At 56.4% G+C, this 16,223-nt stretch carries 14 protein-coding genes and 1 tRNA gene; 4 read left to right on the forward strand and 11 right to left on the reverse strand.

Annotated elements, in window-relative coordinates; all coding sequences use genetic code 11:
- Nucleotides 1-132: 132 nt before the first annotated feature.
- A complete protein-coding gene (locus ABF824_RS12085) occupies nucleotides 133-2,232 on the forward strand; it encodes an FUSC family protein (RefSeq protein ID WP_415489297.1) in 2,100 nt (699 codons plus the stop codon).
- Between the two features lie 78 nt (nucleotides 2,233-2,310).
- Here ABF824_RS12085 and ABF824_RS12090 read toward each other — a convergent pair whose 3' ends face one another.
- The 4 genes from ABF824_RS12090 to ABF824_RS12105 form a co-directional block, all read right to left on the reverse strand.
- A complete protein-coding gene (locus ABF824_RS12090) occupies nucleotides 2,311-2,475 on the reverse strand; it encodes a hypothetical protein (RefSeq protein WP_415489298.1) in 165 nt (54 codons plus the stop codon).
- A gap of 185 nt (nucleotides 2,476-2,660) precedes the next feature.
- Nucleotides 2,661-2,737: transfer RNA gene (locus ABF824_RS12095), tRNA-Pro, on the reverse strand.
- A 95-nt stretch (nucleotides 2,738-2,832) separates the two neighbouring features.
- Complete coding sequence (locus ABF824_RS12100) at nucleotides 2,833-3,453, reverse strand: TIGR00730 family Rossman fold protein (RefSeq protein WP_415489299.1); 621 nt, start codon at nucleotides 3,451-3,453, stop codon at nucleotides 2,833-2,835.
- A gap of 101 nt (nucleotides 3,454-3,554) precedes the next feature.
- A complete protein-coding gene (locus tag ABF824_RS12105) occupies nucleotides 3,555-4,754 on the reverse strand; it encodes an MFS transporter (RefSeq protein WP_415489300.1) in 1,200 nt (399 codons plus the stop codon).
- Between the two features lie 122 nt (nucleotides 4,755-4,876).
- Between ABF824_RS12105 and ABF824_RS12110 the strand changes: the two genes are divergently transcribed.
- A complete protein-coding gene (locus tag ABF824_RS12110; protein WP_415489301.1) occupies nucleotides 4,877-5,479 on the forward strand; it encodes an NUDIX domain-containing protein in 603 nt (200 codons plus the stop codon).
- A 169-nt stretch (nucleotides 5,480-5,648) separates the two neighbouring features.
- Complete coding sequence (locus ABF824_RS12115) at nucleotides 5,649-6,908, forward strand: AI-2E family transporter (RefSeq protein WP_415489302.1); 1,260 nt, start codon at nucleotides 5,649-5,651, stop codon at nucleotides 6,906-6,908.
- A gap of 5 nt (nucleotides 6,909-6,913) precedes the next feature.
- Here the strand turns inward: ABF824_RS12115 and ABF824_RS12120 are convergent, their stop codons facing one another.
- The gene (locus tag ABF824_RS12120; RefSeq protein WP_415489303.1) at nucleotides 6,914-7,576 is read right to left on the reverse strand and encodes a protein tyrosine phosphatase; all 663 of its coding nucleotides are present in this window, start codon (nucleotides 7,574-7,576) and stop codon (nucleotides 6,914-6,916) included.
- Nucleotides 7,577-7,643: 67 nt separating this feature from the next.
- A complete protein-coding gene (locus ABF824_RS12125; RefSeq protein WP_415489304.1) occupies nucleotides 7,644-9,014 on the reverse strand; it encodes a sensor histidine kinase in 1,371 nt (456 codons plus the stop codon).
- A gap of 250 nt (nucleotides 9,015-9,264) precedes the next feature.
- Between ABF824_RS12125 and ABF824_RS12130 the strand changes: the two genes are divergently transcribed.
- Nucleotides 9,265-10,380 carry a THUMP domain-containing class I SAM-dependent RNA methyltransferase gene (locus tag ABF824_RS12130; protein WP_415489305.1) on the forward strand — a complete coding sequence of 372 codons (1,116 nt, stop codon included), beginning with the start codon at nucleotides 9,265-9,267 and terminating at the stop codon, nucleotides 10,378-10,380.
- Nucleotides 10,381-10,387: 7 nt separating this feature from the next.
- On the opposite strand, the gene ABF824_RS12135 is transcribed toward ABF824_RS12130, so the two are convergent.
- The 5 genes from ABF824_RS12135 to sdhD form a co-directional block, all read right to left on the reverse strand.
- Entirely contained in the window at nucleotides 10,388-11,527 is a 1,140-nt protein-coding gene (locus tag ABF824_RS12135; protein WP_415489306.1) for an acyltransferase family protein, read from the reverse strand.
- 131 nt (nucleotides 11,528-11,658) lie between these two features.
- Nucleotides 11,659-12,741 carry a Rieske 2Fe-2S domain-containing protein gene (locus ABF824_RS12140; RefSeq protein WP_415489307.1) on the reverse strand — a complete coding sequence of 361 codons (1,083 nt, stop codon included), beginning with the start codon at nucleotides 12,739-12,741 and terminating at the stop codon, nucleotides 11,659-11,661.
- 210 nt (nucleotides 12,742-12,951) lie between these two features.
- Entirely contained in the window at nucleotides 12,952-13,734 is a 783-nt protein-coding gene (locus tag ABF824_RS12145; RefSeq protein ID WP_415489308.1) for a succinate dehydrogenase iron-sulfur subunit, read from the reverse strand.
- Between the two features lie 27 nt (nucleotides 13,735-13,761).
- The gene (gene sdhA, locus ABF824_RS12150) at nucleotides 13,762-15,573 is read right to left on the reverse strand and encodes a succinate dehydrogenase flavoprotein subunit (RefSeq protein WP_415489309.1); all 1,812 of its coding nucleotides are present in this window, start codon (nucleotides 15,571-15,573) and stop codon (nucleotides 13,762-13,764) included.
- 84 nt (nucleotides 15,574-15,657) lie between these two features.
- Nucleotides 15,658-16,077, reverse strand: a complete 420-nt coding sequence (sdhD, locus tag ABF824_RS12155) for a succinate dehydrogenase, hydrophobic membrane anchor protein (protein WP_415489310.1) — start codon at nucleotides 16,075-16,077, stop codon at nucleotides 15,658-15,660.
- Nucleotides 16,078-16,223 lie beyond the last annotated feature (146 nt).

Here is a 16,223-nt window from a genome sequence, read left to right on the forward strand (position 1 = left end):
AATTTATTTACCGTAGAAAATGGGCATTTTCCTGAGAAGAAGGAAAAGACCTGAAAAAATCGTGATTGTTTTCTTGGGCAGTCCAGCTATTCCTACGCTGACAACGGTTCGGGATGAGGGTGAACGATTACTGTGCAGGGGAAAACACTCCGTCAGGCCATCTGGAATTGGGAATGGCTTTTCGCACCTTCACTCTCCGATTTTCTTTTTTCGCTCAGAACCACAATCACTTCCCTGATCGCCCTCAGCATCGCCATGTGGATGGAGCTTGGTCAGCCTCAATGGGCGGCCATGACCGTCTGGATCGTTGCCCAGAAAACCATTGGGGAAAGTCTGTCAAAAGCCCACTGGCGAATAGTGGGCACATTGCTTGGCGCGGTCGCCGCCATTGTTCTGGTGTCCGCCGCGCCGCAGCAGCCCTGGCTATTCTTTCCAATGCTGGCGTTCTGGATTGGCCTGTGCGCCGGTTTGGGAACGCTTTGCTCCAATTTCAGAAGCTACATGTTTGTTCTGATGGGCTTTCCCTGCGCCATCATTTCAATTTCCGCCATTACTGACTCGGATCACGTCTTTCAGATCGCCATCGCGCGCAGCACGTACATTATTCTAGGCGTGATCTGCGAGATGACCGTGGCTCTGGTCTGCGAACCCAACGCCAGCAGCCGGGCGCACGCGGCCATCAGGCAGTATCTGCGGGAAATCATCATCATGACCGCGTCGGTCGTGCGGGAAATCCTGCTGAAACGCTCTCCGCCCGCGCGAGACCTTTACGATACGTTTTCTCATGTCATGGCGCTGAGCGATCGGATCGAGTTCAGTGCGATCGAAACCGGCCGTTCCCGATCAATGATTGCTTATGCACAGGGGACGCTCGGGGAAGCGACACGGTTTCTCTCCCGTGGGTTGGGCATGAGAACCAGACTTTCTCTTTCAGTGCATGAGAATGGGCCCGAAGTCTCGCCGCTCATAGCTTCTTTCATCACCACACTGGAGAATGTCCCGCATCTGTTGAGTACAGAGGAAGGTGAGCAGGTGCTTCGTGATCAGACCGACAGGCTGGTGGCTGACTGTGAAACCTCCATCGCGAGAACAGCGGCGCAGGAAGATTCAAGCGCTGATCGTGCATTTCTTGTCGAGCAACGGATCGTGCTTCAGGGACTGGTGCTTCTCATGCGGGAGTTCAGTCTCCTCATGCATTGTTTCAGCGGGGCGGAAAGCGAACGCAAAACCGTTTCCCGTCTTCGGCTCGTGCGTTTTCCTGACTGGCGGGCAGCGCTGATCAACGGTCTGCGTTCGTTTGTCTCCGTCCTGCTGGCAGCGCTGATCTGGGAAGTAACGGGATGGCCGACCGGCTCTCTGGTGGTGATGTTCGTTTGCGTCGTCTGTGCGCGTTTCGCGGCTTTTCCCAATCCGCTGGTTGCAAGCAAGACATTCTTCTTTGGCGCAGTCTGGGCGGTGCTTGCAGCGGTCGTGCCGGTATTTCTCATCATGCCGGTCACTTCGGATTATCCGTTGTTCTGTTTTTTTGTGGCCATTCCGATGGTCATTGGCGGCCTCGTCAATCGTCATGCCGCTACGGCAGCTGTCGGCGCGTCCTTCGTGAATTTCTTCCCATTCATGCTTCTGCCCGAAAATCATTCCCGGGTGGATGAAATCCAATGGTTCAACACGTCGCTGGCGTTGCTGATGGGGCTTGGTCTTGGCGGTATGATCTTTCGCTATCTTCTGCCGTTCGGCGTGGGGCATTTTCTGAAAGTCTTTGACCGGTTCATCTGTAAAAAGATGAAAGAAATCACGACACTCCCCGAATGTGTTTCGGATCAGGCCTGGGTTGGCGGGATTGTTCAGGGGATGGAAAATTTCATTGCCCACTGCAAAGCTCAGGATCTCGCGCGCGTGGATCTTTGGCTGCACAGCACGTTCGCGGTCATGACGGCAGGCAGAAACCTGATTTATCTGGAGTCAAAGCTCACGGACAAGGCGCTTCCTGCCGACATAGTGGCGCATATCCGGAAAGCGATCCCTTCCTTTTTGCCTATGCTGCATAAAACGCAGCCTTCAACCGGAGATGTAACGGATGCGATGCAACATCTTCGGGAAAGGGAGCAGAAGGAGAAGTCTCCCTTGCTCAGGGCCAAATTGACCGATGTGATTGGCGCGATGGCCATCGTTAATGCGGAACTTTCCTCCCATGTGGTCGCCAGTCGCAGGTTGGCGGACTGGAAACTATGAGATTCTATAGACAACAAAAGAAATCCCGCGCTTTGTGGGGCGCGGGATCATTAGTCCATCTATGCGTAGGGCTTACGCTTAAAGAGTAGGGCTTTTCTCTTCTTTGTCGCGTAGTTCGGAAAGTAGTTTCTCAGCAGCATGCTGATCCGTGAAGGAGCGGATCAGTTCATCCTCGTGATAGATTTCCCAGCGGACGATCTGGCCGCCTTCTTCCTTCACTTCCTTCATCCAGTATTTGCTCATGATCATATCCTCAGCATCACACTGAGGTTCAGAGAACACCCGCCACACTACAACTGCAAGTCTGTGCCGCCGCACGACAGACACGACTTTTAGCCATGGCGTCTGGGTCGAAGAGATGAGGAAGGAAGCATCCTGTTAACGATGCTTCTAAATGGCTTCAGATCATACGTTTCTGAAGTAAACCCTGGTCGGAGTGAGAGGATTCGAACCTCCGGCCCCTGCGTCCCGAACACAGTGCTCTACCAGGCTGAGCTACACTCCGATGGGGTGGGCGCGTAATAGCGCCCATTCATTATTTCGGCAAGAGGCAAAACGCCGGGTGGGTGGCAGAAAAACATTTATGCCACGTTGAGACCGTCAGAACTTGTCCATTCCACCTGCTTCCACCGTAGCGGACATGCAGGGCAGAAGGCTCTTGAGACGAATGAAAGCGGACTCTACATCCGGCACGACTTCCACAAGCCGGCGTGCTTCAGGAGAAGCAAAGCCCTCGGTCATCGCGTCATCCAGCGTCGCGATCAGGGAACGGGCCCAGTTCTGCACATTCAGAATGAGAATAGGCTTGTCGTGCAGCTTGAGCTGACGCCAGGTGAGGATTTCCATCAGTTCGTCGAAAGTGCCGAAGCCGCCGGGCAGAATAAGGAACGCGTCAGACAGCGCGAACATTTTCTGCTTACGGGTATGCATGGAATCGGTCACGATCAGATCCGTGACGCCCCGATGCATGACTTCCCGTGCTTCCAGAAACTGGGGGATGATGCCGGTCACACGTCCCCCACCCTGAATGGCGGCGTCAGCGACCACGCCCATCAGCCCGACATCGCCTCCGCCATATACGAGGTGCATGTCCAGAGCGGCGAGGGTGGCGCCGACATTTTCAGCCGCTTCCTTGTAGGCAGGATGATGGCCAAAGCGGGAGCCGCAGAATACGGCGACCGCCACGGAACGAGGCGGTGTGGGAATGGAATCTCCTCTCAAGAAGGCCTCCTTATCTCAAATGTAACGACGTTGAAGTCCATATACGGAATACACTGTCATATCTTCACGTCCCTCACCAGACTGATGAAAAGCCATTGTAATCAGGCTTTCTGATGTGTGCGGGGAAGCGCCATCGTGACAATGAAAGAGATGATGCTGAACGCAGCTGCAATGGTGAAGAGCGTTGGAAAACCCCAGAGCGGAATGATCATGCCAAGCACCGGTCCGGACACGCCGATGGCCAGATCGAGAAAGACGGAGAACATCCCGATGGTGACGCCTCTGTTCGCCGCGCCCAGCCGGTCGAGCGCCAGAACACCGAGAGCTGGAAAGACGAGGGAAAATCCAACGCCTGTCAGGGCCGCCCCAACATCTGCCAGAAAGACAGAGTGAGTTCCGGCAAGGATCAGGAGACCTAGTGTTTCCACGATCATGGAAATGAGGGTGACTTTGCGCCCCCCGATTTTATTGATCTGCGCGGAAAAGGCGAAGCGCGTCAGAACAAAGAAAATCCCGAACACGGCGAGCGCGATGGCGGAACCCGCCCAGTGCTGATCTTCAAAATAGAGCGTCAGGCAGGACACAATAGCGCCAAATCCGACTGAAGCTGCCCCTAGCGCGCAGCCATAAGGAAAGACCCCGCGAAAGACGGAAAGTGACGAAGGTTTGGCTTCCGTGGAGGGCGCTGGCTGCACCGTCGCTTGTGACAGGGCATAGGGCACGCAGGCCGCCAGAAGAACTGCGCAGACAAGTCCGACGCCCAGTAATCCACCGAGCCTGCCGTGTGATGAGAAGATCGCGGACGCAATGGGTGCTCCAAGTGCGATGCCGCCATAAGAGCAGACGCCGTTCCATGAGATGACAGTGGCCGCGTTGGGTGCGCCCGCCCGTTGCAGATTCCAGATGATGACACCAACGGAAGTCCAGCTTTCACTGAAGCCGAGAAGTGCCCGTCCGAGCAGGAGTAGACCGAGAGAAAGAAACGGCATGGCTTCGGACAGCGAGGCTGCCATCAGCAGAATGCCGGAACAGCACCCGACGATCAGACCAATCACGACAACATCGCGTGCGCCGCTGGAATCCAGTCGTCGTCCCGCTGATGTGCGGGTGGCGAGAGTCGCGAGATATTGCGCGGAAACGGCAAAGCCCGCGAGCGCCGTGCCGAAATGGAGCGCAAGGTGAACGAAGAGCGGCACAACCGCCATCTGAAGCCCGATGACCGTGTAACAGGCGAGAGTGAAAGTCAGCGCCGGGAGAATACGGCGGACGACGGAAGGTGCGGGGAGGTCGGGGTGCTTCATAAAGATTCCGGGACAGCAGAAGAGCGCGGTAACGGTTTCAGAGAACGGGCAGACAGTCTACCCTCACAACGATCTGACACGGTTGCCGTTTCACGGCACAAGCTTGCATGAGGATTTTCTGCATGACGACAGACCGGCCTCTTTCTTCCGCGCCCACTGCCGACAAGCCTGATGATGGTGGGTACGTCACACTTTCCACCCGTGTGGCCTATGAAAACCCCTGGACCCGGGTGCGTGAGGATATCATCCGTCGGCCGAACGGCAAGGACGGCCTGTATGGCATTGTGGAGCGCGGCGATTTTGTCGTCATCATGCCTGTGGGCGGGAAGGGTGCTGATCGCACTGTCACGTTGATCCAGCAGTTCCGTTATCCCGTGCAGCGGCGCATGTGGGAGTTCCCGATGGGCATGTGGGAAACAAAGCCTGATGCCAATCCTGATATCGTCGCTGCGGGAGAGTTGCGGGAGGAAACGGGACTGCTTGCGGCAACCATGCGTCACGTTGGCGTGGTCTATCAGGGGGCGGGCTATTCCACCCAGCGCGGTCATGTCTATCTCGCGACCGATCTCACGCAGGGACCAAACGATCTCGAAGAGACGGAAGAAGACATTACCTGCCATACGATTCCGCTGAGCGAGTTTGAGCGGATGGTGCGTGACAACGAAATCACCTGCATGGTCACGCTGGCGAGTTATGCTCTCATCAAGGTGCATGACCTGATCTGACAAACGCTGTCATGTAAACATGGCTGACGTGCCAAAGCGGCACGCCTCACGCTGATGGAAATTGACAGGCGAGAGATCAGTAGCCTTTCTGGAAAGAGGCGAGGGACTGTGTCCGTTGCGTGCGCTGGAATGGGGAATTAACCATTCCGGCAGGGTAAGGAACGAGCGGATGCAGGACGGGACGGACGGTCCGGAAAAGGGCGGCAACGGGGATGCGAAACCCTCCCATGCTGATGACGAACGTTCCGTTCTCCCTCCTTCGGTTCTCGCCTCTGAGGAAGGAGATGAAGTTCAGGCGGAGCGCGCCCAGCAGGCCCGGATGCATGCCGCCGTGCGTCGTGCCCGGCTAGATGTTTCGCAGGTCTGCCTTATCATTCTCACGGTTCTTGCTGTCTTCTATACACTGCGCATAGCCGCTGCCATTCTGCTGCCGATGGTCATGGCGGTCGTCACCAATCTGATGCTTGTCACACCCATGCGGGTCATCACGCATCGAACACACCTGCCCAAGCCGATTGTGGCGTTCCTGCTCATCTGCGGAATGTTCGGAGGGCTGGCGGCGATTGGAATGGCGGTGTCTGTTCCAGCCGCGAACTGGGTTTCGCAACTGCCTGAAGAAATCACTCTCGTTCAGTCCCATCTTGCCATTCTCAAGGACCCGCTTCATTTCCTTCAGACCACTAGTCTGCGGGTTCAGCAGCTTCTCGGTGTGGCAACCTCGCACGAAGGACCGTCTGTCACGTCCGGGTTCGTCCCGCTGGGCTCATCACTGCTGCTCGGCACTCAGGCCTTCATGGGACAGCTTTTCACGTTTTTTATTATGCTGTTCTTCCTGCTGGCTCAGGGCGACAGTCTGCTACGGCGTTTTGTCGAGATCATGCCGACATTCAATGACAAGCGTCGCGCCGTGCAGATCACGACGCATATCGAACGCAACATCTCGATCTATCTCGCCACTATCACCATGATGAATCTCTTTGTCGGACTGGCGAACACGTTCCAGTGCTGGGCGACGGGGATGCCCAATCCGCTTTTGTGGGGTGTGGTCGCCTTCGCTCTCAATTACATCCCCATCATCGGGCCGTTTACGGGGATGGTCATCTATTTCTGTGTGGCGCTTCTGACATTCCCCACGGCTATCAGCGCGTTGGTGCCGCCAGCGATTTATCTCTGCATCCATCTGCTGGAAGGGGAGACGATCACGCCCATGCTGCTGGCCCGGCGCTTCACATTGAATCCCGTTCTGGTCATGGGGTCACTGCTGTTCTGGGACTGGATGTGGGGCATCACGGGCGCTTTCCTGTCAGTGCCCATGCTCGCCGTGTTCAAGATTGTCTGTGATCATGTCGATGCTCTGACACCCATAGGTCATATCATCGGTGGTCCCGGTTCACTCCATGTCGTTCACGAGGAAGAACCTGCGGTCTGAATGCATTATTCCCGTCGCAGAATCTGATCTGTGACAAAGGAAGCGAGCTTTCCCGCCACAAAATCCTTTTTCAGCGCGGCTTCATCGTAATGATGCTCGACCCATTCCAGAAAAGGAATTCTGCCTTCTGCTTCGGTGCGATAACGCCAGAAGAAAGCATCGAGAATGCCTGTGCGGGAATGGTTGAAGTGGCCGAAGCGCCACGAAAGCTGCTGGAGCGCCTGATCCGTTGTGCCGCCTTCGAACATGACCACCAATCCGGAGGCAAGACCCGCGCGGTCCGCTCCTGATTTGCAGTGCATGAGCATGGGAAATTCAAGCGAGCGGTAGAGCGATGCGAAACGGAGGATACGGTCCCGATGTGGCGCTCCCCGGCTTTCAAACGCCATATCGATATGAGTGAGGCCGATCTGGTCCGCTGCATTACGTGAGAGGGCGTCGGAGCCGCATTTACGATGGCCTCGCAGATTGACCAGTGTTTTCAGGTGATAGCGTCGTGTCGCTGCTGCCAGTCGGGCAGGCGTTGGATGATTGCAGCGATAGACCTTGCCGGGAATGACGGTGTGGAAATTGGTCCATACCAGCCGGAACACGGCATGATCGACGAACAGACTGTCCATCCAGGCTCTGCGACGGCCGCTCGTCGAGGCCAGATTTCCGTCGAACACAAGGTCACTCCAGTTTGTGTAACGTGGAGTATAGGCTGCAATGCCCTCTTCTCTCAAGCAGGCGGGTTTAGTTCTGGTGCGGGGACAGGACGTTGCAGGCGGGGGCGGAGAATTCCCACAGAATGCCGTCTTCTTCCGAACGATAGATAACGGTCGAACCCTGAACGCCACGCGGGTTGCGTTCAATCAGGGCCGCCCCAAACCCTTTGCGCACAGGTTCAATGATGGTCGGGCCGCCCTTTTCCTTCCAACGAAGGGAGAAAACGCGTTCGTCATCCCGTTTTTCGATTTTCCAGTTAATGAAAACAGACCCGATCTCATTGGAAAAAGCGCCATGACGGATGGCATTGGTCGTCAGCTCGTGGATAGCTAGTCCGATTTTTTCGGCCGAATCCGGGCGAAGGCGGATTGTGGGGTCGCCTTCGATATGCAGCCTGTCACTCTGTTCATTTTTGACCGTGACGGTCTGCGTGTAGACCACCTGCCGGATGGTTGCGCCGCGCCATTGATCATCCACGAGAAGATCCTGGCTTCGGGCAATCGATGTGATGCGTTTGTCGAGAATGGAGACAAATTCTTCCTGTGGATCAGGCACTGTGCGACGAATCAGCGCCCGGATGACCGTCAGCATGTTCCGCGCCCGGTGGCTGACTTCCCTTAGCAAGATGCCAATACGTTGTTCCGCCTGATGCGCTGCTGTTACGTCACGGGAGACGCACACAATGGCTTCTACTTTGCCGTCAGGGGAAAGGTGAGGGGTCAGCCGGTTTTCCCAATAGCGAGGATCTTCACCGGGCGCCTGACTCATGCCGAGAAACTGGTTGCAAACTCCGTTTCTCACCTGCTCCAGCGATTCAAGACCCGGCTCGCTGATTTCTGGCGGAAGAAGCGACAGCCATTCCATTCCAAATCCGGAGGCGGGATCAACACACAGGGCCGTGCATCCCGCCGAATTCATATGCGCCAGCGTTCCGTCGAGATTGATCAGCTTGATGCAGTCACTGCTGGCGTTAAGAAGGGCTTCCCGTTCTTTTGCAGCCCGATGCAGCGAAATCTCTTTTTCCTTTTTTGCATGCAGATTGGTCAGAATATGCAGCCGAAAAAGGATCTTGCCATATTCATTGGCATGGGGCGCCGAGCGCAGAAGGAACCATTCATAGCCTGAGGAAGGCGACCCTATCCGCAGTTCGGTTTCTACGACCTGATTGCTGGAATAGTCCTTGTATAGAAAGGCTTCGAGCGCCTCTCGGTCATCTTCGTGGATGCAGGAAACCCAGTCATTGGACGTAAAGACGCTTCCAAGGTGAGCGGCCTGAGCCTTCCAGGCTTTATTGAAATGATCATATTTTCCTCGCGCAGAGAGCACTGCCACGGGGTCTGGAAGGAAATCAAAAGCTTCACAGTTGGCTGTTGTAATAACAGCTTCAGACGTGTCCATTCTGGGAGAAATCCCTTATTTTACACGATGTTAAGCACACGCTGCCTGTTCGAAAAATGATCACATAAAAATACAGCTTTGTAAACGCGCATTTGCGTGCGTCAGAAATAAGCGTCGTGAGAAGTGATATGATTCCAATTTAAAAACCGATTTTGAAAGACATTTTCCAAAAATCACGCACTGTTTTGCCGTTGGCGGTTCAGCACGCTTACCGATTGCTGTTCCCTCATCTTCCTGCCATGCAAGGCGCATGAAAAACAGCGCCGATTTCGACATATTCCTGGCCACGGTCCCCGGTCTTGAAACTGTTTTGTGTGATGAAGTCCGCCACAAGGGTTTCAAGCGACCTGTCGTAACACCCGGTGGTGTGCTCATTCGTGGGCAGTGGCCGGAAGTGTGGCGGGCCAATTTGTGGATACGGGGATGCAGTCGCGTTCTGGCCCGCATCGACACGTTTCATGTCACCCATCTGGCGCAACTCGATCATCGGGCCCGCCGCGTGCCATGGGCGGAGGTTTTGCGCCCGGATGTGCCTTTTCGTGTGGAGGTTTCCTGCACGGCATCGCGGATCTATCACGAGCGTGCGGCGGCTGAGAGAATTACTCGGGCTATCAACGAAACGATAGGCGCTCCTTCCGCCGAGCAGGATGGCGTGAGTATCCGTGTTCGTATCGACCATGATGTCTGCACCATCAGCGTTGATACGTCCGGCGATCTTCTGCATCGCCGTGGTCACAAGGAGGCGGTCAATCGTGCGCCAATACGGGAAACGATGGCGTCACTTTTTCTCCGTCAGTGCGGCTACGATGGCAACGAACCGGTTGTCGATCCCATGTGCGGGTCCGGAACGTTCATTCTGGAAGCGGCTGAAATCGCCGCGCGCCTCAATCCCGGTCGCTCACGTCATTTCGCCTTTGAAAAACTGCTGACGTTCAATCCGGAAGAGTGGGAGCGTATGCGCACTGTGAAAAGTGAGCGTATTCCGTCGGTCCGCTTCTATGGCAGTGACAGAGACGCAGGCGCTATCGCCATGAGTGAAGCCAATGCCGAACGGGCGGGTGTCAGTGCTTTCGTATCCTTCCAGCAGGCGCCGATCAGCGCACTGACCGCGCCGGAAGGACCGCCGGGACTGGTAATTGCCAACCCGCCTTATGGCACACGCATTGGCGATAAAAAGGCGCTTATTCCGCTTTATCGGGCGTTTGGTCAGACTTTGCTGGAGCGCTTCTCAGGCTGGCGCGTTGGCATTGTCACGATGGAAACCATGCTGGCGCAGGCTACGGGGCTGCCATTTCTACCGCCCGCAGCCCCTGTTCCTCACGGTGGCCTGCGCGTAACGCTTTTCCAGACCGTCCCGCTGCCGTGAATGTTTCCTAAATGCGGGGTGCACGCCAGAAAGATGCGAGTTTCCGGCCGAAATTGTTGAATGGTTTTTCGACGAATTCGTAGAGCAGATGACTGAGCGGCAAGGCGATCAGCATCGTCACAACAAACACGAGTAGGTCGCGTCCAACCACGGGCATGGCAGGTAACCACGGGGTCAGGAGCCTGCCCGCTATGGCAATGATGAGGAAATGCACGAGATAAAGACTGAAGGAGATATCACCTAGCCAAAGCAGGGGGCGGTTTGAAAGGGCGCGGGCAATAGGAGTTTCGTCTCTGGACAATCCGAAAAGCAGGATGGCTGCAAACACGGCTTCAGGAACCACAAGGGTAGACGAATTGAAGTAGGCACCCAATGTTTCCGGTTCTGTCAGAAGCGTCGTGGGCAGCGACAGACCAATGGTGGCCAGCAGGACGCCCACGCCAGTCAGACGGATGTCCGTGTTCTGCCACGCCCGGTAAGCTGCTGCACCGGCAACAAAACTGAAGCTGTAAATGAAGGGAAGTCCTTTTCCTCCTCCCGGCGCGCAGAAGGCAAGAACAAGAGTAAAGGCAGCCAGAGGTAGAAAAGCGCGTGCGCCGCTACGGCTACACAACCAGAGGATCGGGAAGCCGGCGGCGGCAATGAGTTCGACCAGAACCGTCCAGTTCTGGGGGATAAGTGCGCCTGAAAGCGAGATAAGGCACTTGAACAATCCTGCTGGCGACAAAGGCATATCGTGAAGCAGCAGACCATCCATGAAAGGATCGTTGGCAGCGAGAGGCCAGCCAGAGATGGGAAGGCGCGTATAGAGAAAGCTCAGAACCGTTACAGCCATGAGGGCGGGCAGGATACGAAAAACACGCTGCGTCCAGAATGCCAGAATGGTGCGGACAGCGAACTGTCTATGTTCAAGCGCATGCACGAGAACAAATCCGCTGAGCGTGAAGAAGAGCGTGACCGCAGCAGGCGAGTTGAAAAGGAAAAAGACGATCACAGCCGCCGTATGGCTGGGTAACGGATAGCAGGCGAGAACGTGGCGCAGCACCACAACCACCGCTGCCAGCCCGCGTACAGATTGTAATGCATCAAACCGTATGTTCTTCGTTGCCCGTCGGGAGACAAAAAATCCTTTTTGTACTGACTGCATTCTGCTTTCGTATCCTGATAACTGCAAAAAAGCAGTCCATCATGTCAGGAGAAGACGTGAAATGATATGTTTTGCAGTCAGAAATTATCAGAATATTAGTTTTTGAGAATATCTGTTGAAGCAGGTGCTTCTTAAATTAAAGCCGCATCACTGCTTTCCTTCATCAAATGGGCCTCAATACGACGTCGCACACGGATGGCAGCAGCGTCTGTCACGAAGTTCGGTTCATCAGATGCGGCAGCTTTTGCAAGACAGGGCTCTATAGCTTCCAGCACCTTGATGTCTTCAAGCACGACATGATCATTGCGTTCCGCATAACTGGTGGAAACGAGGTCATTCTCCAGCGCGAAGTTCCGCATGATTCCGGCAAAATAATGCGTGCTATGGTCCGTTTCCGGCGTGATCGCATGAAAGAAAACCAGATCACCAACACTGGCGACGGGTTCGCCCTCAGCATCGCAGGCAAGGATTTCCGATCCCGCTGCTACGACAAGCGAGACCCCAAACAGTTCCGAACGGCTTCTGATTCGTATCTGAGGGCTGATATCGGGAAAAAATGCCCGGAGAGCGTCATCGGTGCCCTTGGGCAGCGAGAGCCTCATGAACGCGAGATAGTTATCTTTCTCGATAATGTCCGAAGGTTTGGTGGGACCATTTTCGGCGCATCGCTGGCCCAGTGTGAGAGGATGCGTGAAGCTGATGTGAGATTGATCGAATAAATTTTCGAGAACAATCTGAGAGCGTGCCTGCACATGAAAACTGTGCATGCCGAAGAGAAGATTCTGGCCGGGGACGGGGGAGAGTTCTCTGGCGTAAGGAAGGCTATCCATGTCTGCCCGGTCATTCTGGCCGACCCACAGCCAGATAAATGGAGCGCTTTCCTCGACCCGAAAGGATTTCAGGTTCATTCCGTCGGGAACATGATTCTGAAATGGGAGATGGGCACACACGCCATCCGGGTTGAACGCTGCACCGTGGTATGGACAAATAATCTGATCATTGACGATTTCGGCTGTTTCCAATGGCATCTGACGATGAGGACAAAGGCCGGAGACCGCTACGACTGTGCCGGAGTGCTGGCGATAAAGAATGATGCGTTCACCGGAGACCGTCCGCATGAAAGGCTTTTCGCTGATTTCATGCGACCAGGCGGCGACATACCACTGGTTACGGGGATAAGCCTGTTCAGTATCTGTGAAAGGATAAAAGGCCATGAAATCCCACCAGCTTTTCCAATACTGACCAGCAATGCGGGATGGTGGTTAACGGAGTGTTGGTGAAAGCGATGAACTGCTCTGAATTTAATGTTTGAGCGGAAAAGTTTCATTTTGTTACGTAAACCGTAACTGAGCAAAAGCAGCAGACCACAAAAAACGCCGGAAAGTTTCCCTTCCGGCGCTTCTTGTCACGTTCGCTGAAGCAGATCAGAGCTTACGTTCGACCTGAAGTTCCTTGATCCGACCAATAGCCTTGGCGGGATTGAGTCCCTTCGGACAGGTCTGCGTGCAGTTCATGATCGTGCGGCACGCATAGAGCTTGAAGGTGTCTTCCAGCGAGTCCAGCCGGTCACCCTGATGTTCGTCACGGCTGTCCGCGATCCAGCGATAGGCAGCGAGCAGTGTGGCCGGGCCGAGGTAACGATCGCCGTTCCACCAGTAGGACGGGCAGGAGGTGGTGCAGCAGAAGCACAGGATGCACTCCCACATACCGTCCAGCTTGGCTCGCTCCTCCGGTGACTGAAGACGCTCGCCATCCGGCGGGGGTGCGCTGTCGGCCTTCATCCACGGATCGATGGAGCGCAACTGGGCATACGCACCGTCGAGGTTGGACACCAAATCCTTCACGATGGGCATGTGCGGCAGGGGATTGATGATGATATCCCCCTGCATGTCCCGGATCGGCTTGAGGCACGCGAGCGTGTTCTCGCCGTCGATGTTCATCGCGCAGGAACCGCAGATGCCTTCACGGCAGGAGCGGCGGAACGTCAGCGTCGGATCGACATCGTTCTTGATATGGATCAGCGCATCGAGAACCATCGGGCCGATGGTGTCGATGTCGATCTCATACGAGTCCATCACCGGATTGCTGTCGTCATCCGGCGTCCAGCGATAGATCTTGAAAGTCCGCACATTCTTGGAGCCGGCGGGGGCAGGAAAGAACTGCCCTTTTCCCACCGTGCTGTTCCGCGGAAGTTTCAGTTCGACCATGGTCAGTCTCCCTCTTCTGACGGCGGGTTAGTAAACGCGCTTCTTGGGTGGGAAGACCTGAACCTCGTCGGTGAGGGTCTTCATATGCACCGGACGGTACGTCATCTTCGTGCCGCCCTTGTCATCCAGCCAGGACACGCTGTGCTTCATCCAGTCCTTGTCGTCACGGTCCGGATAATCGTCACGGGCATGAGCGCCGCGGCTTTCATGGCGGACAAGGCCGCTTTCGAGCGTCACGGTTGCGTTGGCAAGAAGGTTCTCGAACTCAAGCGCTTCCATCAGGTCGCTGTTCCAGATCAGGGAACGGTCGGCCACGGACAGGTCGTCCTTGGCTTTCCAGATATCCGCGATCTTGTCACACCCTTCCTTGAGGCTTTCCTCGGTGCGGAACACCGCCGCGTGCATCTGCATGTCACGCTGGAGACGGTCGCGCAGTTCGGAAACGCGGGTGCCGCCCTTGGCGTAACGCAGAGCGTCGAGACGATCGAGCGCGTTCTCGCCAGCGCCGGCAGGCAGCGGCTTTACGAAGTCGGTCGGCTTGACGATCTCGGCGGCGCGCTTCGCAGCAGCACGACCGAAGACGATCAGATCGAGCAGCGAGTTGGTGCCGAGACGGTTTGCACCGTGCACGGACACGCAGGCCGCTTCACCAACTGCCATCAGACCCGGCACGACGGCATCAGGGTTATCGTCCGTCGGACGGACAACTTCGCCATGAATGTTCGTCGGGATACCGCCCATGTTGTAGTGAACGGTCGGCAGAACCGGAACCGGCTCCTTCGTCACGTCCACACCGGCGAAGATGCGGGACGTCTCGATGATGCCCGGCAGACGCTCATGCAGCAGGTCGGAACCGAGATGCTCCAGATGCATCATCATGTGGTCCTTCTTCGGACCACAGCCACGACCTTCACGCATTTCCACCGTCATGGCGCGGGACACGACGTCACGGGACGCCAGATCCTTCGCCGTCGGTGCGTAACGCTCCATGAAGCGTTCGCCTTCCGAATTGGTCAGGTAAGCGCCTTCACCACGGCAGCCTTCCGTGAGCAGGCAACCTGCCGGATAAATGCCGGTCGGATGGAACTGCACGAACTCCATGTCCTGCGTCGGCAGACCGGCGCGCATGACCATGCCGCCGCCGTCACCCGTGCAGGTGTGGGCCGAGGTGCAGGACTGGTAGGCGCGGCCATAACCGCCCGTCGCCAGAACGACCATCTTCGCATTGAAGCGATGGATCGTGCCGTCGTCCTGACACCAGGCCATTACGCCGCGACATGCGCCTTCCTCATCCATGATGAGGTCGATGGCGAAATACTCGACGAAGAATTCGACGTTATGCTTCAGGCACTGCTGATACAGCGTGTGCAGGATTGCATGGCCGGTGCGGTCGGCGGCGGCGCAGGCGCGGGGCACCGGGGCCTTGCCGTAGTCGCTCATGTGACCGCCGAAGGGGCGCTGATAGATCTTGCCCTGTTCGGTGCGGGAGAAGGGCACGCCGAAATGTTCGAGTTCGTACACGGCGGGAACCGCCTCGCGGCACATGTACTCGATCGCGTCCTGATCGCCCAGCCAGTCCGACCCCTTCACGGTGTCGTACATATGCCAGCGCCAGTTATCTTCGGCCATGTTGCCCAGAGAGGCACCGATGCCGCCCTGTGCTGCGACCGTATGGCTGCGTGTGGGGAAAACTTTCGTGACGCAGGCGGTGGACAGGCCAGCGGCGCCCATACCCAGCGTTGCACGGAGACCCGACCCGCCGGCGCCAACCACGACCACGTCATAGGCGTGATCGACAATGCGGTAGGCCCCCCGAGAAGGAGAGGAATTAGCGTTCATAGTGACGGCGCTCCCGTTATCTTGCGACCAGTCAATGCATCAGAAAAACCGGCACGAACCGACGGTCCGGCCGGTCATGTGCAGTCAGCCCTTTGAGGCAGAGCGGGTGAAAGCCAGTTTCAGCACCGAAACAATGCCGATCATACCGAGCAGCCCCGCTCCGATCCGCACCAGCAGCTTGGCCGGGGCGTGAGCCTTGCCGTGGACGTAGTCATCCACGATCACCTGAAGGCCGGCTTCGGCATGGTAGAAACTGGTGCCGACCAGAGCGGTCAGCAGCGCGGCATTCACTGGCTTGCCGCCCCAGTCAGCCACTTTTTCGTAGTCCGCGCCGCCCAGACGGAACATCTGGATCACGAACCAACCGGAAAGTGGCAGAAGGCTGGCGGCTGAAACGCGCTCGACAATCCAGTGTTCGGTGCCGGAATGACCGGAACCAAGACCACGGGCACGACCGAGCTGGGAACGCTGCACCGTATGATGCGTGGGGGACGTTGCATTCATCTCAGGAGGCCTTTTTCAGCAGCTTGGCGCGGCGGCGCGCACGGCAGCAGGAAACACCGAGAAGAGACGTGGCGAGCGTGACGCCCACACCGGCAATGACGCCGATAGCCACAGGACCATCCTCGTTGAGTTCCTTTTTGTCGTAA

Origin of the sequence: Acetobacter sp., from assembly GCF_047721705.1 — a bacterium.
Taxonomy (GTDB): Bacteria; Pseudomonadota; Alphaproteobacteria; order Acetobacterales; family Acetobacteraceae; genus Acetobacter.